The 25,315-nt window shown below is 44.0% G+C and carries 24 protein-coding genes; 15 read left to right on the top strand and 9 right to left on the bottom strand.

Annotated features, from left to right (window positions below; translation table 11 throughout):
* Positions 1–291: 291 nt before the first annotated feature.
* On the bottom strand, positions 292–1,122 hold the full coding sequence (gene fdhD, locus MSG34_RS14490) for a formate dehydrogenase accessory sulfurtransferase FdhD (RefSeq protein ID WP_050052541.1): 831 nt from the start codon (positions 1,120–1,122) through the stop codon (positions 292–294).
* A gap of 454 nt (positions 1,123–1,576) precedes the next feature.
* On the opposite strand from fdhD, the gene MSG34_RS14495 reads away from it, so the two are divergent.
* The 11 genes from MSG34_RS14495 (at position 1,577) to cobB (ending at position 13,190) form a co-directional block, all read left to right on the top strand.
* The gene (locus MSG34_RS14495) at positions 1,577–2,041 is read left to right on the top strand and encodes a DUF3305 domain-containing protein (RefSeq protein ID WP_248338096.1); all 465 of its coding nucleotides are present in this window, start codon (positions 1,577–1,579) and stop codon (positions 2,039–2,041) included.
* Positions 2,031–2,729 (top strand): DUF3306 domain-containing protein, encoded by a 699-nt coding sequence (locus tag MSG34_RS14500; RefSeq protein WP_248338099.1) that lies wholly within the window; start codon positions 2,031–2,033, stop codon positions 2,727–2,729. Before MSG34_RS14495 ends, MSG34_RS14500 begins: the two co-directional genes overlap by 11 nt.
* A 299-nt stretch (positions 2,730–3,028) precedes the next feature.
* Positions 3,029–4,690: a 4Fe-4S dicluster domain-containing protein gene (locus MSG34_RS14505; protein WP_122081571.1), complete on the top strand. Its 1,662-nt coding sequence runs from the start codon at positions 3,029–3,031 to the stop codon at positions 4,688–4,690.
* Positions 4,691–4,699: 9 nt separating this feature from the next.
* Positions 4,700–5,350 (top strand): molecular chaperone TorD family protein, encoded by a 651-nt coding sequence (locus MSG34_RS14510; protein ID WP_050653488.1) that lies wholly within the window; start codon positions 4,700–4,702, stop codon positions 5,348–5,350.
* Positions 5,351–5,426: 76 nt separating this feature from the next.
* Positions 5,427–5,627, top strand: a complete 201-nt coding sequence (locus MSG34_RS14515; RefSeq protein WP_048610996.1) for a twin-arginine translocation signal domain-containing protein — start codon at positions 5,427–5,429, stop codon at positions 5,625–5,627.
* Between the two features lie 10 nt (positions 5,628–5,637).
* Positions 5,638–8,493, top strand: coding sequence for a formate dehydrogenase subunit alpha (locus MSG34_RS14520; RefSeq protein WP_248338102.1), 2,856 nt, complete (start codon positions 5,638–5,640; stop codon positions 8,491–8,493).
* A gap of 11 nt (positions 8,494–8,504) precedes the next feature.
* The gene (fdh3B, locus tag MSG34_RS14525; protein ID WP_004742271.1) at positions 8,505–9,113 is read left to right on the top strand and encodes a formate dehydrogenase FDH3 subunit beta; all 609 of its coding nucleotides are present in this window, start codon (positions 8,505–8,507) and stop codon (positions 9,111–9,113) included.
* A 13-nt stretch (positions 9,114–9,126) separates the two neighbouring features.
* On the top strand, positions 9,127–10,200 hold the full coding sequence (locus MSG34_RS14530; RefSeq protein WP_248338104.1) for a formate dehydrogenase subunit gamma: 1,074 nt from the start codon (positions 9,127–9,129) through the stop codon (positions 10,198–10,200).
* Positions 10,184–10,600, top strand: coding sequence for a hypothetical protein (locus MSG34_RS14535; RefSeq protein WP_017059624.1), 417 nt, complete (start codon positions 10,184–10,186; stop codon positions 10,598–10,600). Before MSG34_RS14530 ends, MSG34_RS14535 begins: the two co-directional genes overlap by 17 nt.
* A gap of 377 nt (positions 10,601–10,977) precedes the next feature.
* Positions 10,978–12,198, top strand: coding sequence for an ammonium transporter (locus MSG34_RS14540; protein WP_048610990.1), 1,221 nt, complete (start codon positions 10,978–10,980; stop codon positions 12,196–12,198).
* A gap of 257 nt (positions 12,199–12,455) precedes the next feature.
* Positions 12,456–13,190: a Sir2 family NAD+-dependent deacetylase gene (cobB, locus tag MSG34_RS14545; protein ID WP_050645566.1), complete on the top strand. Its 735-nt coding sequence runs from the start codon at positions 12,456–12,458 to the stop codon at positions 13,188–13,190.
* Between the two features lie 133 nt (positions 13,191–13,323).
* On the opposite strand, the gene MSG34_RS14550 is transcribed toward cobB, so the two are convergent.
* The 6 genes from MSG34_RS14550 to potA all read right to left on the bottom strand — a co-directional run bounded on the left by MSG34_RS14550 (position 13,324) and on the right by potA (position 19,352).
* Positions 13,324–14,109, bottom strand: coding sequence for a GGDEF domain-containing protein (locus tag MSG34_RS14550; RefSeq protein WP_248338106.1), 786 nt, complete (start codon positions 14,107–14,109; stop codon positions 13,324–13,326).
* Between the two features lie 84 nt (positions 14,110–14,193).
* Complete coding sequence (locus MSG34_RS14555; protein ID WP_017059627.1) at positions 14,194–15,231, bottom strand: extracellular solute-binding protein; 1,038 nt, start codon at positions 15,229–15,231, stop codon at positions 14,194–14,196.
* A gap of 211 nt (positions 15,232–15,442) precedes the next feature.
* Positions 15,443–16,477: an extracellular solute-binding protein gene (locus tag MSG34_RS14560; protein WP_048610987.1), complete on the bottom strand. Its 1,035-nt coding sequence runs from the start codon at positions 16,475–16,477 to the stop codon at positions 15,443–15,445.
* A gap of 148 nt (positions 16,478–16,625) precedes the next feature.
* Positions 16,626–17,396 carry a spermidine/putrescine ABC transporter permease PotC gene (gene potC / locus MSG34_RS14565; protein WP_004733706.1) on the bottom strand — a complete coding sequence of 257 codons (771 nt, stop codon included), beginning with the start codon at positions 17,394–17,396 and terminating at the stop codon, positions 16,626–16,628.
* Positions 17,396–18,253, bottom strand: coding sequence for a spermidine/putrescine ABC transporter permease PotB (gene potB, locus MSG34_RS14570; RefSeq protein ID WP_017059630.1), 858 nt, complete (start codon positions 18,251–18,253; stop codon positions 17,396–17,398). The genes potC and potB overlap by 1 nt, the downstream gene beginning before the upstream one ends.
* A complete protein-coding gene (potA, locus tag MSG34_RS14575; RefSeq protein ID WP_048615947.1) occupies positions 18,237–19,352 on the bottom strand; it encodes a spermidine/putrescine ABC transporter ATP-binding protein PotA in 1,116 nt (371 codons plus the stop codon). Before potA ends, potB begins: the two co-directional genes overlap by 17 nt.
* Positions 19,353–19,681: 329 nt before the next feature.
* Here potA and MSG34_RS14580 point away from each other — a divergent pair, with 329 nt between their 5' ends.
* From MSG34_RS14580 to ttcA, 4 genes are all read left to right on the top strand, one after another.
* Complete coding sequence (locus MSG34_RS14580; protein ID WP_048612081.1) at positions 19,682–20,509, top strand: hypothetical protein; 828 nt, start codon at positions 19,682–19,684, stop codon at positions 20,507–20,509.
* Entirely contained in the window at positions 20,502–21,350 is an 849-nt protein-coding gene (locus tag MSG34_RS14585) for a glucosaminidase domain-containing protein (RefSeq protein WP_048615949.1), read from the top strand. The genes MSG34_RS14580 and MSG34_RS14585 overlap by 8 nt, the downstream gene beginning before the upstream one ends.
* A gap of 123 nt (positions 21,351–21,473) precedes the next feature.
* Positions 21,474–22,124 carry a DUF2987 domain-containing protein gene (locus tag MSG34_RS14590; RefSeq protein ID WP_061038987.1) on the top strand — a complete coding sequence of 217 codons (651 nt, stop codon included), beginning with the start codon at positions 21,474–21,476 and terminating at the stop codon, positions 22,122–22,124.
* A 319-nt stretch (positions 22,125–22,443) separates the two neighbouring features.
* A complete protein-coding gene (ttcA, locus tag MSG34_RS14595; protein WP_017059635.1) occupies positions 22,444–23,337 on the top strand; it encodes a tRNA 2-thiocytidine(32) synthetase TtcA in 894 nt (297 codons plus the stop codon).
* Between the two features lie 122 nt (positions 23,338–23,459).
* On the opposite strand, the gene uspE is transcribed toward ttcA, so the two are convergent.
* Together uspE and MSG34_RS14605 are read right to left on the bottom strand one after the other, a co-directional pair.
* The gene (uspE, locus tag MSG34_RS14600; RefSeq protein ID WP_017070547.1) at positions 23,460–24,410 is read right to left on the bottom strand and encodes a universal stress protein UspE; all 951 of its coding nucleotides are present in this window, start codon (positions 24,408–24,410) and stop codon (positions 23,460–23,462) included.
* Between the two features lie 132 nt (positions 24,411–24,542).
* Positions 24,543–25,289 (bottom strand): FNR family transcription factor, encoded by a 747-nt coding sequence (locus MSG34_RS14605; RefSeq protein WP_017059637.1) that lies wholly within the window; start codon positions 25,287–25,289, stop codon positions 24,543–24,545.
* Between the last annotated feature and the right edge of the window lie 26 nt (positions 25,290–25,315).

Consider the following 25,315-nt stretch of genomic DNA (forward strand, 5'->3'; position numbering starts at 1 on the left):
GAATTGTTAACGTTTGGTATATCTAGTAATTTTGAAATCAACGTTAAGTAAAACTAAACGGGAATATTAAGCGCGTTCTGTTGCTGAAATAATGTGCAGAAAGGGGGGGTAACAGCGAACTGGCTGTTAAAATTATGCGAATAGAATGATGGAGCAAGGAGAGGAAATACTAAGGAGAGTAAATGGAATAAAAGAAAAAGGTGTAAGCCTTCGCCTACACCTTATATAAGTTCACCAGAAAACTAGCGTTAGATGGCATTTTCCTTTTATAGAAGTTTGCCTTTAAAGAACTTACGCTGATTGTTCGCCTTTTACATCAAAGTCGATCTTGTCTGCGCCCGTGAACACTTGGAAGCGTAAACCTTTAGCGCGAGCAATTGTTGTGATGCCGAACTTCTGAGCCAAGTCTAAGCCCATTTGCGTCACGCCAGAACGTGATAGCAAAACAGGGATACCCATCTGAGCAACCTTAATCACCATCTCAGACGTTAAACGGCCTGTGGTATAGAAGATCTTGTCTTCACCTGACTCTTTGTTAAGCCACATCTCACCAGCCAATGTATCAACGGCATTGTGTCGGCCAACATCTTCAACAAACGATAGTACCTTGTCGTCTTTGCAAACCGCACAACCGTGCACCGCGCCTGCTTTCTTGTAGGTATCGTTATAATGAGTCAACGCTTCAAGCGCTGTATATATTTCAGATTGCTTAATCTTGTTTTGAGGCACTTGGTAATCTTCCAACTGCTTCATTACGTTGCCATACATGGTGCCTTGACCGCAGCCAGAGGTTACTGTCTTCTTCTTAAGCGCTTGCTCAAGTTGGCTTGTATCTTCTTTGGTGATAACCGCAGCAGAGCTGGTTTCCCAATCGATGATAATAGATTCAACCGCTTCGGGATCGGAAAGGAAGCTTTGGTTTTTCAAATAGCCTAATACTAATGACTCAGGACGAGAGCCCAATGTCATTAAGGTTACGATCTCTTTCCAGTTCAACATTACGGTAAGAGGGCGCTCACACGCGATCTGTTTTGTTAGCTTTTCGCCATATTCATCAAACACTTCAACTTCGATTGTCTGAAGTGGGTTCTCACTGGTTTTTATTATGTTTGGTTTTACCACAGTCATTTCCTACTTAATGAGATAGCGATTTTATGAGATAAGAAGTCAACAAGAGCAATAAGGCTCTCATTCATCAATGCGCTAGTTTGTTGGTTCGCTATGGCCTAGGTTTCGATTATCGTTCCGAACATGCCATAAATCTGTGAATACATAGCTCTGTGAATAACATTAGCGAATTAGCTAAAGCAAATCTTATTCCAAAATAACGGGGATTGATGGAAACATGAAGCATTAGATTAAAATAGCGCAAAATATGAGAGTTCACCCGGTGGAGTTGTCTGAAATAACCAGTATCGACTAACGTTATAGTGACAACTTGATAACGAACGCTATAGATACGCTCTCACAGTCAATCCGTATTGGCGTGTTTATTGCTTTATGGGGTGTATATGAATGCGCACAGTACAAAATGTCCTAACTGTATTCAGACCAAAGAAAATCAATTGGGTGAAGTATGTCTGAGATAAAAGAATTCAAAGAACAATATGAAAAAACAGAAGCAGCTTGGCCAATCGGTGTCCAAAGAATAGAAAAAGAGATCAAAACAGGTATTTGGGTAACGACGCAATGGGAATTGACGGGGTTTGAACTGTCGCCAAAAGACGATGCCCAAGACGTTTGTTTGCTCCAACTACATAAAGACGAGCGTACAGACTATCGTTTCAACCTCAGCTCGCAGCAACCTAAGCTTTTCTTAGTGATGGATAATGTTGATTCTGGTGTTAAGCCCGTCATTCAGTTACTTACAGCATCACAAACCGTTGCAGGGCAATACATGGACGGTGACAACCAAGTCCTTTCATACGACATTCCATTGCCTGTACAAGCTTGGATGGAAGCATTCATCGGTCGTCATGGCGAGTTATTAGAAGCAAGACGTAAGAAACGTAAAGGCGCGGGTCGATCAAATGGCAACTAACTTTTTTAGCCGTTGGTCTCAACGAAAGCTTGATGAATCCACCGACCAACCATTAGAAGCGCAACAAACGCTAGAGGAAACTGAGCTTACTTCCACTGAAGCTTCGTCTGCTGCTTCATCTGTAGACGCAGAAGCATCGGAGTCACAAGAACGTGGGACTTTAGAAAATGAGTCTCCAGAACACAATGAAGACGCTCACGCTGTCGATTCTCAAGCTATTGACTCTCAGGAGATAGCATCAGGAACGACTGAAGACTTGTCTGTTGCTCAATTATTGGTGTCAGAAGCCTCAGAGAGCGTAAAAAAAGCGGCATTGCGTAAATTATTCCTCTCAGAAGAGTTCAACGTTCGTGATGGTTTAGATGATTACGATGACGATTACAGCAATCTTAAGTCTCTTTCTGAAGGGGTAGCGGAAACCTTGCGTGATTGGGTTAAAGACAAAACGGAAGAAGAAACTGCGCCAGAAGAAGAGCAAGATATTGATAATAAAGACGAAGGTGAGGTTTTAGAAAATTCTGAAGGCGATCTTGAGGTATCTGATAATGGATTTGAAACGTCAGAAAGTGCCGAAATAACCGAACAAGAAAAAGAACTGTATAAAAACACAGTACCAGATAATAACGCTACAATTTCAGACGAAGCTGACCTGAAAGAGATGGGACAAAATATACCACACAAAGAATAGGTACATTTTGACTAAACACTCAATGAACCGCTTGCGACAAAATGTCCCAAGCGGTTTTTTTATACGCACAATAAACGTTATAAATAATTAAATCACTGAAATATAAGGCATATTAAATTGGCATGGCATTTGCTAAATAACGTTCATTATCAACTTTTTTGTAGATAGACGAGTTCACGGTCTGACGAACGGCACACTGGCTAAAGGGTTAGTTGTTAACGGATTACTCAGCAAGTTCTCTATCGCTTACTACAATGAAGGTTGAACAGATTATCCATGTCCAAAGATGGAACTGAGCAATGCTTAAACAATTATTAGAACAAGCAAATTCAAATAACGCTAAAGCAAGACTGTATGCATTTGAAAATACAGTTGAGTTAACAAATCTGATTCCACCTACTGTTAGCTACGAAAGCGGCGGTAATACTCTTGTTATTGGTCCAACTGCGATCATTGAAAGTGCTGCGGCTCAATTACCTCAATTGACGAGCCTAACCTTATTGTCAACAGATGGCGAAAAGGGCACAAACCCAGAACTGTACTTCGCGAATTCGGTTCAAGTATCCGGTTTCCTTGGCACGTTTGAAGTTGTGATCGAAAACAAAGGCACATCAAGCAACCTAGCGAAAGTCGCGATTAATCACGATTGTTTCGATGTTGTTCTAGACCTATGTCTGAATAGCTGCATGACAGAAGAAGTACCTGTACCGGGTTATTACCCAGTAGGCCGTGGCTATCCAAAACTGGCTGAAGCACTGGAAGAGATTCCAACGCTTATGGGCACCTTTGATAAGCCTAAGTTCTTCCGTCTAGACACTGACCTTTGTGCACACAGTTCTCGCGGCGTAAAAGGCTGTGAGCGTTGTGTCGATGCTTGTCCTGCTGGCGCACTATCAAGTGAAGGCTCCGATAAGACGGGTCACAAGATCGAGATTAACCCTTACCTATGTCAAGGCGTTGGTACTTGTGCAACTAGCTGTCCTACAGAAGCGATTACCTATGCGCTTCCAAATCCTGACGACACTCAAAAGTTTATTGAACGTACGCTAGCGAACTATGAGCAAGCGGGCGGTCTGGATCCAATCGTACTTATCTGTAGCTCTCGTCATGAGACTTACAATGTGATGGCGCTAAAAGCACTGCCAGATAACGTGATTCCAATCGTTGTTGAAGAGCTACCTTCTATTGGTATCGATACTTGGTTTGCAGCGTTAGTGAATGGCGCAACTCAAGTTCTGTTTGCTGCTTCTCGTTTTATGCCAGAAACCATCATTCGTGTTCTGAATAACGAAGTAGGGATCGCTCAAGAGTTACTCGACCAAATCGGTGTTCCAAAAGAAACCATCGATATCCTGTATTTAGAGTCTCTACGTGAAGGTCCTCCAACTCTGTGTGTAGATTCATTCGATCTTGCACTTGGTGATCTTCAAGGCAATAAACGTCAACGTCTGTTCACAGCACTTGATGCTATGTCTTCATCTCGCATTCCTGTTGAGAACATTGTTGAGCTTCCATCAAATGCGCCTTATGGCACGGTTTCATGTGAAAGCAAAGATTGTACTTTGTGTATGAGTTGTGTGGCGGTTTGCCCTACACGTGCTCTTCATACCGATGGCGCGTCTCCATCACTTAAGTTTGTAGAACAAGACTGTATTCAATGTGGTCTGTGTGAAAAAGCGTGTCCTGAAAATGTTCTGACTCTAACGCCTCGTATGAACTGGGTGAAAGAAGAACGTCAAAAGGCTGTTGTGATTCATGAAGAGAAAGCAGCGGAATGTATTCGTTGTCATAAGCCATTCGCACCGCAGTCTATGATTGACATGTTACAAAACAAGTTACGCGGTCACTCTCATTTTTCAGACGAATCAGCAATCAACCGTATTGCTATGTGTGAAGACTGCCGTGTGATAGATATGTTTGATTCGATGGCTCAAGACCCATTGAAACAACTGAAATACTAGGAGTTGGCATTGGATACTCATTTAGATCAAGTACAAAAGCTAGAGCAAGAACAGACACTAAGAACTGAAATTTATTTGGTTCTTTCTGCATTGTTCCGTAACGCACCTTCTGAAGAGGTCATTGATTTCCTAAAGACGTTAGACATTGAAGCGTCTGAGAGTGCAATGCAAAAAGCTTGGATTGCGATTCAACAAGCGGCAACGGAATCAAATCGCGAAGCATTAGAAGACGAATATCAAGACCTGTTCATTGGCATTGGCCGTGGAGAGATTGTTCCATTTGGTTCTTGGCATAGAACTGGCGCCATGATGGAAAAACCACTGGCAGAAATTCGTCATGATTTAGAGCTTTTAGGCATTGAGCGTGATGATCAAGTGAAAGAGCCAGAAGATCATATTGCTGCATTGTGTGAAGTAATGGCCATGCTAACCGGTGAAGAAGAAGCACTTCAACAAGCCGTTTTTAATAAGCACCTTGGTCCTTGGTTCAACTCTTTTACGCGTCAGCTTGAAAGTGCAGAAAGTGCGAACTTCTACAAATCGGCAGCTCAGCTGTGTGAAGCATTCCTAACGTTAGAGCAAGTGCGTTTTAGCGTTAATACAAAAAGCAGTAAGCATAAATTAAAGATTGATGTGAAAAACGTCACTGATTACGAGTAATCGAGCAGTACGCGATTATATCGATAGAGGGGCATTAAGCCTCCAAAAAGATCTACCGTAAGGTAAGGAAGCAATGATGAAAGATAATAAAGAAATAAACTCAAGCCGTAGGGACTTACTCAAAGGCTTAACGACTGCAGCCGTTGCTGGTGCCGTTGTCGCTGGTACAACGAAAGTGGCAACTGCTTCAGAAACGGTTGAAATGCCGAAAGAAGACATGAAGAAGACGGGCTATCGTGAAACGCAACACATTCGCGATTACTACGACACACTTTAGGAGATAACGGATGAAACTTGTCAAACGCTCCGATAGTGTGAGCAAAGAAACCAATCAACTGGGTGTGTCTAGACGTGCCTTCATGAAAAACACTTCATTAGCCGCTGGTGGCGCGGTAGTAGGCGCAAGTCTATTCGCTCCGGGCATGATGAAAAAAGCGCAGGCTAAATCAGTCGACCCTGAAGCGAAAACAGAAGTGAAACGTACTATCTGTTCTCACTGTTCTGTGGGTTGTGGTATTTACGCTGAAGTTCAAAACGGTGTTTGGACGGGTCAAGAGCCTGCATTCGATCACCCATTCAACGCTGGTGGACACTGTGCGAAAGGTGCAGCTCTGCGTGAACACGGCCACGGTGAACGTCGTCTTAAGTACCCAATGAAATTGGAAGGCGGTAAGTGGAAGAAGCTTTCTTGGGAACAAGCGATTGAAGAGATCGGCAACAAAGCGCTAGAACTTCGTAAAGAGTCAGGCCCTGATTCGGTTTACTTCCTAGGTAGTGCGAAACACAGTAACGAACAAGCTTACGCATTCCGTAAAATGGCGTCGCTTTGGGGCACCAACAACGTTGACCACCAAGCGCGTATTTGTCACTCAACCACAGTTGCCGGTGTTGCAAACACTTGGGGTTACGGTGCGATGACAAACTCGTTCAATGACATGCACAACTGTAAGTCGATGCTGTTCATTGGTTCGAACCCTGCAGAAGCTCACCCAGTAGCGATGCAACACATCTTAATCGCGAAAGAGAAGAACAACTGTAAGATCGTTGTTGCGGATCCTCGTCGTACGCGTACTGCTGCGAAATCTGATCACTATGTTTCTCTTCGCCCAGGTTCAGACGTTGCGTTTATCTGGGGCGTGTTATGGCATGTCTTTGCTAACAAATGGGAAGACCAAGAATTCATCCGCCAACGTGTATTCGGCATGGACGAGATCCGTGAAGAAGTCGCGAAGTGGAGCCCAGCTGAAGTTGAGCGCGTTACTGGTGTAAGCGAAGAAGACGTTTACCACACAGCAAAACTGCTTTCTGAAAACCGTCCAGGTTGTATCGTTTGGTGTATGGGTGGTACTCAACACACGACGGGTAACAACAACACACGTGCTTACTGTGTACTTGAGCTTGCGCTAGGTAACATCGGTAAGTCAGGTGGCGGTGCAAACATTTTCCGTGGTCACGATAACGTACAAGGCGCAACTGACCTTGGCGTACTGTCAGACACGCTTCCAGGTTACTACGGCTTGTCTGAAGGTTCTTGGCGCCACTGGTCGAAAGTTTGGGACGTAGACTTTGACTGGATCAAAGGTCGTTTCGACGACAACGCATACGGCGGTCAAAAACCAATGAACAGTGCAGGTATTCCTGTCTCTCGTTGGGTTGATGGCGTACTTGAAGACAAAGACAAGATTCGTCAGCGCGAAAACATCCGTGCCATGTTCTACTGGGGTCACGCGGTGAACTCTCAGACTCGTGGTCCAGAGATGAAGAAGGCGATGCAGAAGCTGGATATGATGGTTATCGTTGACCCATACCCAACAGTTGCAGCAGTAATGAACGATCGTACTGACGGCGTTTACTTGCTTCCAGCAACCACTCAATTTGAAACCTACGGCAGTGTAACGGCATCAAACCGTTCTCTACAGTGGCGTGACAAGGTGGTTGATCCTCTGTTCGAATCTAAGCCTGACCACGAAATCATGTACCTTCTTTCTAAGAAGCTTGGTTTCTCTGATCAGCTGTTCAAAAACATCCGTGTTGAGAACAACCAACCATTGATTGAAGACATCACTCGTGAATTCAACAAAGGTATGTGGACGATCGGTTACACAGGTCAAAGCCCAGAGCGCTTGAAAGAGCACCAACAAAACTGGCACACGTTCCACAAAACAACGCTTGCTGCAGAAGGCGGCCCAGCGAATGGCGAGACTTACGGTCTTCCTTGGCCATGTTGGGGCAACCCAGAGATGAAACACCCAGGTACGCATATCCTTTACGATACGTCTAAACCTGTCGCTGAAGGTGGTGGTAACTTCCGTACTCGTTTCGGTGTGGAGTTTGAAGGTCAAAGCCTATTGGCTGAAGACAGCTACTCAAAAGGCAGCGAAATCAAAGATGGCTACCCAGAGTTCAGTGACAAACTACTGAAACAACTAGGGTGGTGGGATGACCTAACAGCAGAAGAGAAAGCCTCTGCTGAAGGTAAAAACTGGAAGACTGACGTTTCTGGCGGCATTCAACGTGTGGCTATCAAGCACGGTTGTATTCCTTTTGGTAACGCGAAAGCGCGTGCGATCGTTTGGACATTCCCAGACCGCGTACCACTGCACCGTGAACCACTTTACACACCACGTCGTGACCTAGTTGCTGACTACCCAACATGGGATGACAAAGAAGCGATTTTCCGTGTACCTACGTTGTACAAGTCAATCCAAGAGCAAGACAAATCTGGTGAATACCCGATTATCCTGACTTCTGGTCGTCTGGTTGAGTACGAAGGTGGTGGTGAAGAGACACGTTCTAACCCTTGGCTAGCAGAACTTCAACAAGAGATGTTCGTTGAAGTGAACCCGAAAGACGCGAACGACATTGGCTTTAAAGATGGCGATGACGTTTGGGTTGAAGGTGCTGAGAAGGGCCGAATTAAGGTGAAAGCGATGGTAACACGTCGTGTGAAACCGGGTCTGGCGTTCATCCCATTCCACTTCGGTGGTAAGTTCGAAGGCGAAGATTTGCGTTCTAAGTATCCAGAAGGCACTGATCCTTACGTTATTGGTGAAGCTGCTAACACAGCAACCACATACGGTTACGACCCTGTCACGTTGATGCAGGAAACGAAAGTAACCCTTTGTAATATTCGTAAAGCGTAAGGAGTCTTAAAATGGCTAGAATGAAATTTCTTTGTGACACCAAGCGTTGTATCGAATGTAACGGTTGTGTCACTGCATGTAAGAATGAAAATGATGATGCTCTGGAATGGGGTATTCAGCGTCGCCGCGTTGTAACACTAAACGACGGTGAACCGGGTGAAAACTCTATCTCAGTAGCGTGTATGCACTGTACTGATGCACCTTGTATGGCAGTTTGTCCTGCAGACTGTTTTGAACATACAGAAGACGGCATCGTACTTCACAATAAAGACCTATGTATTGGTTGTGGTTACTGCTTGTTTGCTTGTCCGTTTGGCGCACCTCAATTCCCTAAACAGGAAGCATTTGGTGAGCGCGGTAAGATGGACAAATGTACATTCTGTGCAGGTGGCCCTGAAACAGAGCCAGGTTCTGTTGAAGAGCGTCAGAAGTACGGAGCGAACCGTATTGCTGAAGGCAAACTACCTATGTGTGCTTCTTTATGTTCAACCAAAGCACTGCTAGCGGGTGACGCAGAGAAAGTTTCTGATGTTTTCCGTCAGCGTGTTGTTGAACGTGGTGCGAAAGGTGCAGGTTGGACAGACGGCAACGACCTTTCTTACGATGCGACTAAGAGCTAAGTAGGAGAGACATATGCTTACAATGTTTAAGCGTCTCTTCCTTGTTGTGCTGCCGATGTTGGCAGCACTAACAATGCTTTCTCCTATGAGTCATGCATCTGAGACGAACTCATCACAAACTCAATCGAGCTCTGCTCAACGAGAAATCACACAACTTGCTGGCGCTGATTTTTGGCGACAAGTAAGAAATGGTGAGGAAGGTTACACCACATCTCAATCAGCTGAGCACGGTGTGTTGATCAGTACTCCGGGTCAAACGTGGTACATATTGAAAGAGAAGTGGATGTCACCAGCCGGTGCTGTCGCGATCTTTGGCAGTATTGCTTTCGTGACTTTGATGTACGTTGTGATTGGCCCGCTAATGCTGAGCGCGCCAAGAACTGGTCGTAAAATCAAACGTTGGTCTCGACTAGACCGTGCATTGCACTGGAGCATGGCGTTTACCTTCTTAACACTGGCATTCAGTGGTTTGATGTTGGTTTACGGTAAGCACTTCTTGAAGCCGTACATTCCAACGGACCTTTGGGGCTTCATCGTTCTACTGGCTAAGCAATACCATAACTACATCGGCCCAATTTTCTATGTGCTGTTGATGGCTGTTCTTATCAAGTGGTGGCGTAAGTCTATCTTCAAGATGGTCGATATCCAGTGGTTCATGAAACTAGGTGGTATGGTCGGGAAACATAAAGGTTCTCATCCATCTGCAGAGTTTTCGAACGCGGGTGAGAAAGCGCTGTTCTGGCTATTGATTGTAATGGGTAGTGTGGCTGCGATCAGTGGCTTGGTTTTAGACTTCCCAATTTTCGGTCAAACGCGTCGTGATATGGAGCTTTCAAACCTAGTCCACATGTTGGCTGCTTTGATCCTTATCTGTGGCTTTGTGTTCCACATCTACATCGGCTTGTTCGGTATGGAAGGGGCACTAGAAGGCATGGTAACAGGCGAAGTTGATGAAACTTGGGCAAAAGAGCATCATGACCTTTGGTACAAAGAAGTGATGGAACAAGAGAAAAACGGCGTTGAACAAAGCGCTAACGCTGCAACAGAGAAAACGGAAGAGGTGAATAAGAATGAACAAACCTCATAAAGGTATTTGGGTCGCTTACATCCTAAGCTGCTTTACGCCATTTACTTGTCTTCTCTCTGGTGTGGTTGCCATCATCTACGCGGGCTATCGTTTAGATAAAGGCGAAGACGGGGAAGTAGTGGATACCCATTACTACGGCTTGATTCGCTCGTTCTTCTTGAACCTGACGTTCTTTGTTGTGCTTATCGTGACGGTAGCAACCTCTAATGGCGTGTTGATCGGTGTGAACGATTACTGGTATCAAAACCACATTATCGATGACATCGCTTACTACATCCCGTATGTAGGCATGTTGTTTGGTGGTGTTGCGATTGTGGTTTGGTTTATTCGTATGTATCAAGGTATGCAGCGTTTAAGTCAAAACCTACCGCAAAACCCGACAACAGGACCAAACCTGTAACGCTAATACGTTGACGACATATCTAAAGAAAGCCCAGTGATTCATTTCACTGGGCTTTTTGTTTTTAAGCCTATGGACCTGTAAATAGTTGTCAGCCACTCCCTGTATCAGAACCCACTCATTGACCGCTTCAATATGGTGCAACTCCCTTAATTGGTGCAATTCTTGTTTCCATTTTCACACTTATTAAGAACCAAGAAAGTGCACTGATAAATTTATGCACTATTAATCAGCAAGTTAAAAGCAAAAACTGTTGCACGAAAATTACACCACATACTTGGAACGCATCTTGCGTTTACTGTTGAGTCTTTAATTAATTACAACATTGAATCGCACGATATCAGTGCAAATCAGATAAAGCGAAGGAGAATGCTTTAATGAGTGAAACGGTGACTCAAGTTCATAGTGCAGTACAAACCCTTACCCAAAGTTCAGATACTTTATTCTTATTACTCGGTGCCATCATGGTTTTCTTGATGCACGCTGGCTTCGCATTTCTAGAAGTCGGTACCGTTCGAAAGAAGAACCAAGTAAACGCGCTCGTTAAGATCCTGTCGGATTTTGGTGTCTCCGCCATTGCTTACTTCTTTATCGGTTACTGGGTTGCTTACGGTGCACACTTTTTTGCAGACGCAGAAACACTGTCGCAAGGCAACGGATATGAGCTGGTTAAGTTCTTCTTCCTTATGACATTCGCAGCTGCAATCCCAGCAATCGTTTCAGGCGGTATCGCAGAGCGTGCACGTTTCTACCCAATTTTGATTGCGACACTGTTTACGGTTGGTTTCATCTATCCATTTTTTGAAGGCATCATTTGGAACGGCAACTTTGGATTTCAAGATTGGCTAGAAGGCCAGTTTGGTTACGGGTTCCATGACTTCGCAGGTTCTGTAGTGGTTCACGGCGTAGGTGGTTGGATTGCTTTGGTCGCAGTTTACTTCTTAGGGATGCGTAAAGGTCGAATCCGTGCGGGTAAACACACCAACTTCGCGCCATCAAACATCCCTTTCTTAGCGCTAGGCTCTTGGATCTTATGTGTGGGTTGGTTTGGCTTTAACGTGATGTCAGCTCAAGCGATCAATGGTATCAGCGGCTTGGTGGCGATGAACTCACTCATGGCCATGGTTGGCGGTATTCTTGCGGCTCTAATTGCAGGTAAAAATGACCCAGGCTTCATTCACAATGGACCTTTAGCTGGTCTCGTCGCTATTTGTGCGGGCTCAGATTTAATGCACCCGTTGGGCGCTTTGGTGACGGGCGGCGTGGCAGGCGCGCTATTTGTTTACCTATTTACTTACATGCAAAACAAAACACAGATCGATGATGTGCTGGGTGTATGGCCTCTGCACGGCGTATGTGGTGCGTGGGGTGGCATTGCTGCTGGTATCTTCGGTTCGCAAACATTCTGGGGGCTAGGGGGCGTGAGCTTTGCTTCTCAAGTTGTCGGCACACTGGCGGGCATTGCTGTGGCTTTGATTGGCGCAATGATTGTTTATGGTGTGTTGAGCAAACTAACAGGCCTACGTTTAAGTGAAGAAGACGAATTCAACGGCGCGGATCTTTCAATCCATAAGATCTCGTCTATCAACGAAGACTAACGTCGTTCACTTTGATGGGTTTAAGCTCATCAAGTAGACATCAGTTAAACAAAACTAAGCGGCTTCGGTCGCTTTTTTGTTTCAGTGAAAAGCAAAACAGAGAGTTTGCGTAACAACGGCAGCACCCACCGAGCGAGTTATGTCACAAATAGCCAATGAATTCAGTTGCCTAAGACTATGGTCTAATCCCTAAAACTATTGTTGGAATTTGAACAGTGCTAAGCTGTTACAAAGTGACATATTGAAAAGGACGTTGTATGCATTTCCCATATCGAAATATCGTAATTCTTACTGGCGCTGGCATCTCTGCGGAGTCGGGGATACAAACATTCCGAGCACAAGACGGGCTATGGGAAAACCATAAAATCGAAGATGTCGCGACCCCAGAAGGTTTTGCGAAAGACCCCGACTTGGTTCAAGCATTCTATAACAAGCGCCGCCATGGCTTACAAGGTGAGAGCATTCAACCAAATTCTGCCCATAAGGCGCTAGGTGAGCTCGAAGACAAACTTGATGGCAAAGTAACAATCATCACTCAGAACATCGACAACCTGCACGAGAGAGGCGGTAGCGACAACATTATTCACATGCATGGTGAACTTTTAAAAGCACGTTGCAGTGAATCGAATCAAGTTATCGAACATAAAGGTGACATCGAAACCGGTGAACTCTGTCATTGCTGTCAAATCCCGGCGCAAATGCGTCCTCATATTGTGTGGTTTGGCGAGATGCCATTACGAATGGGTGACATCTATTCAGCACTCGAAGAAGCGGATCTGTTTATCTCTATAGGAACTTCAGGGGTTGTTTATCCAGCGGCAGGCTTTGTTCATGATGCGAAAATGCATGGTGCACATACTATTGAGATAAACCTCGAACCAAGTGCGGTTGAAAGTGAATTTGAAGAGAAGCGTTATGGCAAGGCGAGTATCGAGGTGCCTAAACTGGTTGGCGAGCTGTTATGTTCAGAGAAGGGCTCTCTAACGGCTTAAAACTTCCTAATCCATTATCAATGGCAAATGTACATCGGCTTTAAAGATCTTAGAGTCACATGTATGTTTGCTTTTTTGTTTCTACTTACGGCTAACGCTAACGCGAGTGTCGTAAGGTAAGATAGGAACGGGCTTAAGTTCGTTGGGCTTTCTTCATCTCGTACATTGCCTTATCTGACTCAATAAGCGCCTGTTTAAAGTTATCTTGATTGGTCACTTCAATGCCGTAAGAGAAGCTGATGTTTTCTCCATGCAGTAGGTTAGTAAGTTGAGTAACAAACTCGCCTCCACGGCCAAGCTGCGCTGTCGCAACAAACTCATCGCCTCCAACCCTAAAGACCATTTCATCTTCGAGTGCGGATTGACTGAGCGCTTGAGAGAAACGAACGATCATCAGATCGCCAACTTGATGCCCTTTGCGGTCATTGACCTGCTTTAATCCATCCAAATCAAAGTAGATTAGCTCGAACTCCTTAAGCTGGATCGCGTCGAACTTCTTGCGATTGTATAGGCCTGTTAGCTCATCTTGCTTGCCCTGATCTTTCAATTTGGTTGTCAGTTCAGTAATACCGTAAGCGATAAGTAGGAAGGCGATCTGCAATAAACCATCTTCAAGAAATGTATCGAGTAATTCGTTTCTATCTGCCCACTCATCGAGGTATTTGAGCTCTGTCGTTACATCATAAAAGAGGTTGAAAATAAGAAGGCGTGCGCCACAGCGAAGGATCTTGTGGGGACGAATGGCATGTCGAGCAACGTAATAGATATACATGGTAATCACGAGGGTGTTTGTTTCGAAAAACAGGTCGTAATTAGAGTCTATGTGGATGAATGAACTCAGGCCGAGCATCAAGAACGACGCAAGAAGCATCAGAGTCACAACCAATAATATCGGGTTCGCTGGCATATTATAACGCACTCCATATCGTTTAATGCCATACTATATAAAGTATAGATAAAAATAAAGCGGCTTACGCCGCTTTATTAACCTGTCAGTAACAGTCTAGTTGTTTACTTTAAGTTTTTGGAAGTACTCGTCATAAATGACACTCGCTTCACCAACTTCATCTTGCCAAACGCCGTTATCCATCACTGATTGTGGTGGGAAAACGTTCTTGTCTTCAGCAAATTCTTTAGGAAGAAGAGGGTAAGCGGTTTTAACTGGTGTCGGGTAACCGATCTCTAGAGCAATTTTCGCAGCGTTCTCAGGGCGAAGAAGGAAGTCGATCATCTTATGAGCCGCTTCTGTGTTCTTAGCACCTGCTGGAATTGCTAGGCTGTCCATCCAGAAGATAGCGCCTTTCTCTGGCCAGATAATGTCGATCGTTGCGCCTTCTTGGCGTGCCATGTAAGCAGAGCCATTCCAAAGCATACCAAGAGACACTTCGCCTGCTAGGTAAGGGTTCGCTGGGAAGTCTGAGTTAAATACCAATACGTTTGGCATTAGCTTACGAAGTTCTTCGTAGGCTTCTTTGATTTCTTCAGGGTTAGTCGTGTTAGGAGAGTAGCCCAGTTTAGATAGAGCGATATGGAAAACCTCACGAGAGTCATCCATCATCATCAGTTGACCTTCCCACTGCGTATCCCACAGATCGCCCCAGTTTTTAACTGAAGACTTGTCTAGCATGTCTGAGTTGATACCAATACCCGTCGCACCCCAGATGTATGGGATTGAGTAGTTATTATTTGGGTCAAATGGCTTATCTAAGTAATTTGGATCCAAATCTGCAAAGTGGCTTAGCTTGGTTTTATCAAGCTCTTGAAGCATGCCTTCTTTACGCATCTTAGAAACGAAGTAAGTAGAAGGAACCACTAAGTCGTAACCCGTACCTTGAGTTTTTAACTTAGCGTACATGCTTTCGTTAGACTCATAAGTTGAGTAGTAGACTTTGATACCAGTCTCTTCTGTGAAGTCTTCTAGTACTTCATTTGGAATATATTCAGACCAGTTGTAAAAATACAGTTCTTGGTCAGCTGCGAAAGAGGGTGTAGAAAGTAAAGTAGCAGCACACAATGCGCCGGTATACAGTGTTTTTTTCATTACTGTTCCGTTCATTTGTTTGATTTGGAGCTGGGTAGTGAACCCAAGGTAAAAGGATTTCGAAAAATCGCGCTATATTATAGCAGCGATATAATAAAATAGGCAGCCTAAGCTGCCTATTCATTGATATTCTTATTTTTAACTTATTGATTCTCTACGTCGGGCTGTTAAGTAAACCAGTTACTTAGTCGCTGTGAGATAATAGGCTAAATTACTGACCTGCTTTAAGTTTCATGAAGTAATCTTCGTACTTCACTGTCTTATCGCCAACCGCAGCTTGCCATTCAACACGATCAAGGTCTTCTTGCGATGGGAATAGCGCAGGGCTGTCTTTGAACTTCTCGTTAGACGCTTTAACGGCTGTTAGGTAGCCAGTATCACGAGAGATTTGCTCAGCAATTTCAGGGCGAAGTAGGAAGTCGATCATCTTATGAGCCGCTTCTACGTTTACCGCACCAGAGCTAATCGCAAAGTTATCAACCCAACCGATGCCACCTTCTTTAGGGAAAACCAGTTTGATTGGTAGACCTTCGTTTTGCGCTGCAGCAGCAGAACCGTTCCACAGCATACCAAGACCCACTTCACCAGACATGTAAGGCGCGCCTGGGTTGTCTGAGTTAAATACTAGAACGTTCGGCATTAGCTTACGCAGTTCAGCGTACGCTTCGTCGATCTCTTTTTCGTTTGTTGTGTTACCAGAGTAACCTAACTTACGTAATGCGATGTGGAACACTTCACGAGTGTCGTCCATCATCATCAGTTGACCTTCAAGCTCAGGCTTCCATAGATCAGCCCAGCTTTGGAAATCTTCTGGATCGTACATGTCAGTGTTAACAGCAAGACCTGTGATCGCAACTACGTGGGGAATAGAGTAGTCGTTGCTTGGGTCGTACGGCTTATCTAGGTAGTTAGTATCTAGATTCTTGAAGTTGTTCAGCTTAGTTTTGTCGATCTTTTGTAGCATACCTTCGTCACGCATCTTAGATACGAAGTAAGTCGACGGCACAACTAGGTCATAGCCTTTGTTGTGTGTTTTTAGCTTTGCGTACAGGGTTTCGTTCGATTCGTAAGTCGAGTAGATAACCTTGATACCAGTTTCATCAGTGAACTGTTCTAGAATCTCACTGTTGATGTAAGGTCCCCAGTTCATGAATACCAATTCTTTGTTATCTTTTGCAAATGATGGTGCAGATAACATTGAAAGCGCACATGCACTACCAGCTAATAGAGTAGCCCATTTTTTCATTGACGTTAGCTCCAAACTAAACGTTGCCCGAAGGCAGTAGATAGAAAAACAGAATGGCAATTTACCATTCTGTTTATGATTAACACTTTTTTGAACTTGAAGTCTCTTAACTTCTTAATCAAGCCAGTCTCTGTATAGAGTAGGAGACTTACTTGATTTTTTCTCTCGCTAATAACTGAGAAATGATCACCAGTATTAACGACACCACTAACATCACTGTTGCTAGGGCGTTTACCTCAGGAGAGATACCCACTTTAACCATTGAGTAAATCTTCAGTGGTAAGATTTCATACGTTGGTCCGGTTACGAAAGAGCTGATGATCACATCGTCCAAAGACAGAGTGAAGCTCAATAACCAACCCGCAGCAACCGCTGGCTTAGCAAGAGGTAGAATGATCTGTTTTAGAATCGTCCATTCACTTGCACCTAAGTCTTTTGCGGCTTCTAGCATCTTCACATCAAAGCCATTCAAGCGACTGTATACCGTTACTACAACAAACGGTAGACAGAAGGTAATGTGAGCAGCAAGTAGGGTAAAGAACCCCAGTTGAACACCCATTACCAAGAATAGCGCAAGAAGCGAAATCGCCATTACGATATCTGGAGACATCATTACGATGAACAGCATGCCATTTACGATGCCTTTACCTTTGAATTGGTAACGGAATAGGGCTACTGCTGTAAGGCTCCCGACAATCGTTGCGGCTGTTGCAGAGAACACCGCTACGTTGATCGAGTGCCACGCAGCCTGCATTAGGCTGTCGTTGTTAATAAGCGCGTCATACCATTTAGTGGTGAAACCACCCCATTTCATACCAAACTTATTGGCATTAAACGAGTTAGCGATCAATACGATAATAGGTAGGTATAGAAAGGCGTATACCAGCGCCATAAAGCTGAACTTAACTGTGCGACCCATTAGTCTAGCTCCACTTTCTTGTTCAATAGCTTACCTGCTCGGTAGTAGGCATAAAGCATCACAGCCATTGCCATGGTCAGGGCGATACTCGTCGCTGCACCAAACGGCCAGTCTCGAGCGTTGAGCACCTGGCTCTTAATCACGTTACCAATCAATAGGTTCTTAGCTCCGCCCAATAGGTCAGAGATATAGAACATACCTAACGCTGGCAGTAGTACTAATAAACAGCCGCCAATAATGCCCGGCATTGTTAGTGGCAATACTACTTTTAATAGCGTTTGCAGTTTGTTCGCACCTAAATCTTTAGCCGCTTCTAAGTACGTATCGTCCAGTTTTTCAATCGCTGAATACAGCGGCAGAATCATAAACGGAAGTAGGATGTACACTAAACCGATCATTACTGCGGTTTCTGAGTACATGATACGTAGCGGTTTATCAATGATATCTAGCGCTAACAAGCTTTTGTTTAAGACACCTTGCGTACCCAGTACAATTTTCAATCCGTATGTACGAATCAAAGAGTTAGTCCAGAATGGCACAATCACTAGGAACAACATGATTGGACGCCACTTCGCCGGCATTTTTGCCACGATGTAAGCGAATGGGTAACCAATGATTAAACAAAGTAGGGTTGCGACAATTGCCATATAGAAAGAGTGCATCAACACTTTAAAATACAGCGGGTCAGCCAAACGCACGTAGTTATCGAGAGTGAAGGTCATCTCGATCAAGTTCGCTTCATCACGAGTAAGGAAGCTAGTACCGATGATCATGATGTTTGGAATCATCACGAACAGCACTAACCAACCTGTGATTAAAGCAACGATTGCGTTTTGTAAATTAAACTTCTTGCTCATCTTCTAATACCACTTCCCAGCTCTCAACCCAAGTTACTGCAACTTTTTGGCCCAGTGAGTGATCAACATCAGGGTCATCTTCGTTGAAGAATTCGCTAACCATGACACGCATACCAGATTCAAGTTCTACGACTGAATCTAATGTCATGCCTTTATAGGTTCGCTCGACAATGTGGCCAACAATACCGCGTTGCTCAGACTCTTTAATTTCTTCGATTCGAAGATCTTCAGGGCGAAGCAATACTTGCAGTTTTTGACCCGGTGTTACGTCTTTATCGTGATAGATAATGGACTCTTCACCTTCGATTGTCGCAACAATGCGTTTTTCATCTTGACGAGATTTCGCTGTCGCTTCGAATACGTTAATTTCACCAATGAAACGCGCCACAAATAAGTTCTTAGGCTCTTCGTAGATCTCTCTTGGTGTTCCATCTTGTTCAATCACGCCATCACGCATAACAATAATACGATCAGACATAGACAGCGCTTCTTCTTGGTCATGCGTTACAAAAATGAACGTGATACCAAGTTGGCGTTGTAATTGTTTCAGCTCGATTTGCATCTGTTTACGTAGTTTGTAATCCAGAGCAGATAGAGATTCATCCAACAAAAGAACTTTAGGCTTATTAACGACAGCACGAGCGATTGCGATACGTTGCTGTTGGCCACCAGATAGCTGGTGTGGCTTTCGTTGTGCCATTTGTTCTAGGCGCACCATTTTCAAAGCATCCATTACACGAGGTTCAATCTCGATGTTTGGAACTTTCTGCATGCGTAAGCCAAATGCCACATTGTCGAAAACGGTCATATGCGGGAATAGGGCATAGCTTTGGAATACAGTGTTTACATGCCTTTGTTCAGCAGGAACTTGGGTTACGTTTTGTTCAGCTAATAGTATTTGACCACTATCTGCCGTTTCAAAACCCGCAATCATTCTTAGCACGGTTGTTTTACCACAACCTGATGGGCCTAAAATCGTGAGAAACTCACCATGATTTACGTTTAAATCCAGATTGCCGATGACTTCCTTACCATCGAAACTTTTACTGATGCCAGTTAGCTGTACTACTGGCTTTCCTACTGATTTTTTAGCGTTCAACGTCTGTTTTTCTCCACCTTGGTTCTATTTGAGACCTGTTGCTATACACCTTTAAGGCGCGCATCATAATCACCAAAAACGTGAATTCAAAGCATTTTTTACCTTTCGAAGATAAAAAATTTCGCAGGTAAAAGTAAACATCCTTTACCATACTGTTATTTACTGGGTTTACACCCTAACAAGTGTCTAATTATTAACCATTAAGACGCAAAAGCAAGCCTTGTTACAGATTCATATTTTAGTTTGTATCCGACATATGAGTATAATGAAGGTAATTTTTTATCAATAAGTTAGGTGGCTTCGCTTAATCGGCACACCTAGGTATCAATATGAACAACGACATCGAAAAAGATTTTAATTTGGGCGGTAGTATCAACCGTGCACTTTCTGGCGATTATGAGCTCAAAGCAACGGCTGTATTCCAAGAAGCTTGGAAACATACGATAAGTCACTTTCTTTCGTTTTCCCCTGCGATTATTGCTTTGATGTTTGTGCAGCTCGCTATCTTTTATATCGCACTAAAACTACAGCTTGGTGATCCTGCGGTTATCTTGGATGCGGTTATCGACCCAGAGTCGTTCACGCCACAAATCGTTGAATCGATTTTTATTGCGAACTTTAGCTATGAAGTGATCAGCGCACCTATTTATGCCGGTATCTGTTTAATGGCAATGAGCCACGCTGCTGGTCTACAAACCAAAGTACGCCACATCGGTAAAGGTTTGCAGTTTACGGTTCCGGTGATTCTAGTGACTTTGTTTAGCCTAATGCTTCAAGGCATCGCAGGTATGATTCTGCCGTTCTTGTCTATCTACTTCTCACTTGCGTTCAGCCATTCCATTCTGCTGATATGTGATAAGAAAGTACCGCCAATGCAATCGCTGCTGCTTTCATTAAGAGCAGTAAATAAGAAGATCTTCGTAGTCGCGTCTATCTACTTAATGGTTATGTTGATGTTCATCGTGGCTGCGATGATGTACGGCATTGGCTTAATCTTCGTTCTTCCATTCTTCTTCCACGTGAAAGGTATCCTTTACCGTGAAATGTTTGGTATCAAGTTGAAACTGATTGCTTCGGATCGTCCAAAGAGCGATGACGATAACAACGACAGTAATAACGACGACAATAACAAAAACCCACAGGTGTTCGATGCATAAAGACACACAAGCAAGCGCAAGTAAATCACTTGCGCTTAAAGTGACGGCACTGGCTCTTGTTGGGTCTATCTCACTGATTGGTCCTTATATTTACCAAGAAGAAGAGCGTCGACGTACGACAGAGCAAAGCGCCAATTCAGCTGACCAGTTTGGTGACTTGACGGTTTCTTCGAGCACACCGAACTTTGCGGCCATCGAAGATGTGAATGAGAAAAAGGACACGTTCTTTTCGTTCCTACGCCCAAGCATTAATATTGAAAACAAGCGTATCACCAAAGAGCGCGCGTTTTTAACTAAGCTCTCTGAATCTGATTTAAGCAATATTGATTCTGAAGACGCGTCTTATGCGAAAAGGTTAGGGAAGTTATACAGCCTGCCAGTGCCTAGTGAAGGTTTGGATCAGGCATGGCTGACAGAGATGCTTAACCGCGTGAATGTGCTGCCAGAGGCGCTTGTACTGACACAAGCTGCGAATGAGTCAGCGTGGGGAACGTCGCGTTTCGCTACCAAAGCCAACAACTATTTCGGGCACTGGTGTTACACCAAAGGTTGTGGCCTTGTTCCGCTACAACGTAACGAAGGTAGCTCGCATGAAGTCGCAACTTTCTCTTCAAGCCAAGAATCCGTGCATCGTTACTTCATGAACCTTAATCGTAATCGTGCTTACGCCGATCTAAGAGCGATTCGTGCAAAACTTGCTGCGCAAGGTGATGATCTTTTAACAACCGCAACGGCGACAGAGCTCACCAATGGCTTGTTAAAATATTCTGAGCGAGGTTCCGACTATGTGACTGATTTACAAGCTATGATCCGTCACAACGAGGTATACTGGAAAAAGTAACTCATTTTGATACCAACTTGGTTGCCTTCGATAGTCGGCTTGTACCAATTAATATCACAAAAAGAGCAGCTCATTGGCTGCTCTTTCTATTTATAAACGCTCAACTTCGACAAGATTATAATAATGAAAAAGACAGCACTCGCTTTATTAGCCTCATTAAGCCTTGGGGTTTCTCTTCCTGCTTCAGCGCAAGAATACATGTTCACGTATTCTAAGCTTTATACTCAGCTGAAAAACAACACCAAAGAAGGGCATGATGATGTCAAAGTTGCGGTCTTCTTTGTTGATCAACAAGCTCAGCAAACCTGTCACATCAGCAAAGCTTGGATGGAAAAAGAAGAGCACTACGAAGAGCTAAAAGTCTCTCCGGCCAATGAACTGCTTCTACCGGTAGATCAAAACCTACGCTCAGCAAACCCTCTTATCTTTGTACAAACTCAAGAACAGGAATGTGCGTATTCTTTAGTTGTGATGACTCAAGAGCCTTTAGTTGGCACGGTTGAAGTTGCACAGATAGAAAACCTATTGCCACAGATGCAGGCGATGCTTGAAGACGTCAGCGGCATGTTCTCTGGTTGGTTCACGCCAGATATCCAAGGGCTAACGCTAGAGTTCGCTAATAAGCTGGAAGGTAACATCGAGCTTTCAAATGGTAAGCAACTACCAATCAAAGAAGGGCGAGCGAAATTCACCTTAGAAGAACTGAATGGAAGTGACAGCATCACGTTACCAGAACCAACAGTTCGCGTATTGCCGTACATTCCCGCGCAATAATTTTTAACGGAATCATTGTTAATGAAGTAATTGTTAGCGGAATCATTCCCCTAAGCTTTTAAGACATATCTTAAAGCAGCCTCATCGAATTAGAGCAGGCTGCTTTTCTTTAACTGCGATACCAACCGAGAGCTTGTGAAGCCGCGTCTCTCAAACCGTTTAGGGGCTTATCGAACAATAAAAGAAGAATCTTTCTATTACTCAGCTTGTTTATCCTGCCGTTACTATTTCAACATCAAATAAAAATCCGTATAATCCACGCCCTAAAACAGTCCCACTAGCAATCTACAGTCGGTAATACGACGGTGTGAGAGTCGCAATGAACCAAAACGATAATAGAAAAGAAACACTTGAATTCAACAAACTTCAGAAACGTCTGAGAAGAAATGTTGGAAATGCCATCATCGACTACAACATGATCGAAGAGAATGACGTAGTAATGGCATGTATTAGTGGCGGTAAAGATTCATTTGCGATGCTAGACATTTTGCTACGTTTACGTGAAGCAGCACCGATCAAATTTGATGTTGTGGCAGTAAACCTAGATCAAAAACAACCAGGGTTCCCTGAACACATTCTTCCTGAGTACTTTGAAACGCTGAACATTCCTTACTACATCGTAGATAAAGACACGTATTCAGTGGTTAAAGAGAAAGTGCCAGAAGGCAAAACAACGTGTGGCCTATGTTCTCGTCTTCGTCGTGGTACTTTGTACTCATTCGCAGAGAAGATTGGTGCAACTAAGATCGCACTAGGTCACCACTTAGACGACATCGTTGAGACCATGTTCCTAAACATGTTCCACGGTGCGCGCTTAAAGGCTATGCCACCAAAGCTTCGTTCAGATGATGGTCGTAACGTTGTTATTCGTCCACTGACTTACTGTCGTGAAACGGACCTAATCAAATACGCTGAACACAAAGAGTTCCCAATCATTCCTTGTAACCTATGTGGCTCTCAAGAGAATCTACAGCGTCAGAACATTAAAGCGATGCTAATTGATTGGGATAAGAAAACGCCAGGTCGTGTTGAGAAGATCTTCAAGTCAATCCAGAACGTAAGCCCAAGCCAACTGGCTGACCGCGAACTGTTTGACTTCGTGAACCTTCCACTAGACCGTAGTGAAGACCGCAAAGCTTACGAATTCGAAGAAGCTGAAATTTCATCTTCAAACATTGATGAGTCAATGTTCATCGACGTGACGAACGTTTAGCCATTTGAGTGGATAAAGATGCAGCTAGCCATTCTGTGTTTGGAATGGCATTGCTCTAGACAAACAGAAACGCCTCAAGCAATGCTTGAGGCGTTTTTTTATAAGTTAAACTTGTCGCCGACTCAACCTTTCGAAAGGTTAGGGTCTAGTGGGCTCACGTAACCAGACGGTTTAAGAGCCAACACGTCACAGTTAATCTTGTCGATAACATGTTCCGCGGTATTACCAATAAACACAGCAGACAAGCCAGTACGACCTGTTGTACCCAGAATCACCATCGCAGCGTTATTTTCAGAAGCGACGCGAGGAATAACATCTTCAGGCAAGCCTTGCTCAACCACAGTTTGTTCTTCACACATACCATGCTTCTGGCGCAATGCTTTCATTGCTGTTAAGTGATGACCACGAACTGCATCGGTATAAGACGTTGGATCAAACTCTGGCAGTTCAATGGTAATATTCGCAGGTGTCACAGGGTAGGCATTCACTAAGAACGGTTCAGCATCCAAACGCCCCGTGATCTCTAATAATCTGTCGACCATCGTGTCGTTAAGCTCTAAATGAGCTTCTGTTTCAGAGCCAACGTGAACGGAAGCAAAAATCTTCGCGTGATCTGGCCAGAAATCGTTTTTAACCAATAGCACTGGGCTAGGGCACTTTCTCAAAAGATGCCAATCGGTTGGAGTGAAGATGACCGATTCCAAAGTATCGTGCTTACGCGTACCTTTGATTAAGATATCGTGCTCGCCACTATATACCTCAGCAATGATCGCTTCGTACGGGCGGTTATGCCAAACCACTTGTACATTAAATTCAATAGAATCATCTAGGTAAGGTTCTGCGACTTTATTCATCCAAATTTCGCGTTGATGAATGACGCCTTTGCGCATTGCGTCTCTTTCATCGATAGAGAGCATAGATGTCATTTCATACGAGAAGTCGTATATCGACAAAAAGAAAGTGATGTGGCTTGTTGAGGTGCTTTTCTTAGCAAGTTGGATAGCACGAACTAGAGCAGGTTGCTCATCGTGATTAATGTCTGCGACAACTAAAATTTTGTTATAGATACTCATAACTAAGCCTACTTTTCAGACCGAACATATAAATAATGTAGCGTAGTTATGGAGAGATTAAGAGAAATATAAGAGGTTTTAAGAGAGAAACATGATGTAGCTCATTATTGAACTACATCATTGATATCTAGACTATTCTTTTGAAACGCCAGCAAGTTCCATCAACGCATCGTGATCTTCGATAGTGATATATTTGCCTTTAACGCTCAAGATGTCTGCTTTTTGGAAACGACCTAGAAGGCGGCTTATTGTTTCAACAGTCAAACCAAGGTAGTTACCAATATCGCCACGAGTCATCGTTAGGCGGAACTCACGCGGGCTGAAGCCACGTTGAGAGAAGCGAGTAGAAAGGTTGTAAAGGAATGCAGCAAGACGCTCTTCCGCGTTCTTCTTAGAAAGAAGCAGAATCATTTCTTGGTCACCTTTAATCTCGTTACTCATCAGGCGCATAATTTGCTGACGCAATTTAGGCATTTTTCCTGATAGGTCATCAAGAATTTCATATGGGATTTCACATACCATAGAAGTTTCTAGCGCTTGTGCGAAACTAGGGTGTTGGTCACCAGTAATCGCATCGAAGCCAACAAGATCGCCCGCTAGGTGGAATGCAGTAATCTGCTCATCACCTTGCTCGGTAATCGTGTAGCTCTTGATCGTTCCAGAGCGAATAGCATATAGAGATTTAAGCTCGTCACCGGCTTTAAATAACTCTTGGCCTTTTTGAATAGGCTTTTTTCTCTCAATGATCTGATCAAGTTGATCGAGTTCAGATTCATTCAAAGTAAACGGAATACAGAGCTGGCTAATACTACAATCCTGGCAATGGATCGCACAGCCACCAGACTGAACACGTTTCGTCACAGGCTTTTCAGAAATCATAACAATCTTTCACTATTTGATATACG

It is taken from the genome of Vibrio sp. 1CM2L, from assembly GCF_023161695.1.
GTDB classification, from domain to species: domain Bacteria; phylum Pseudomonadota; class Gammaproteobacteria; order Enterobacterales; family Vibrionaceae; genus Vibrio; species Vibrio coralliirubri.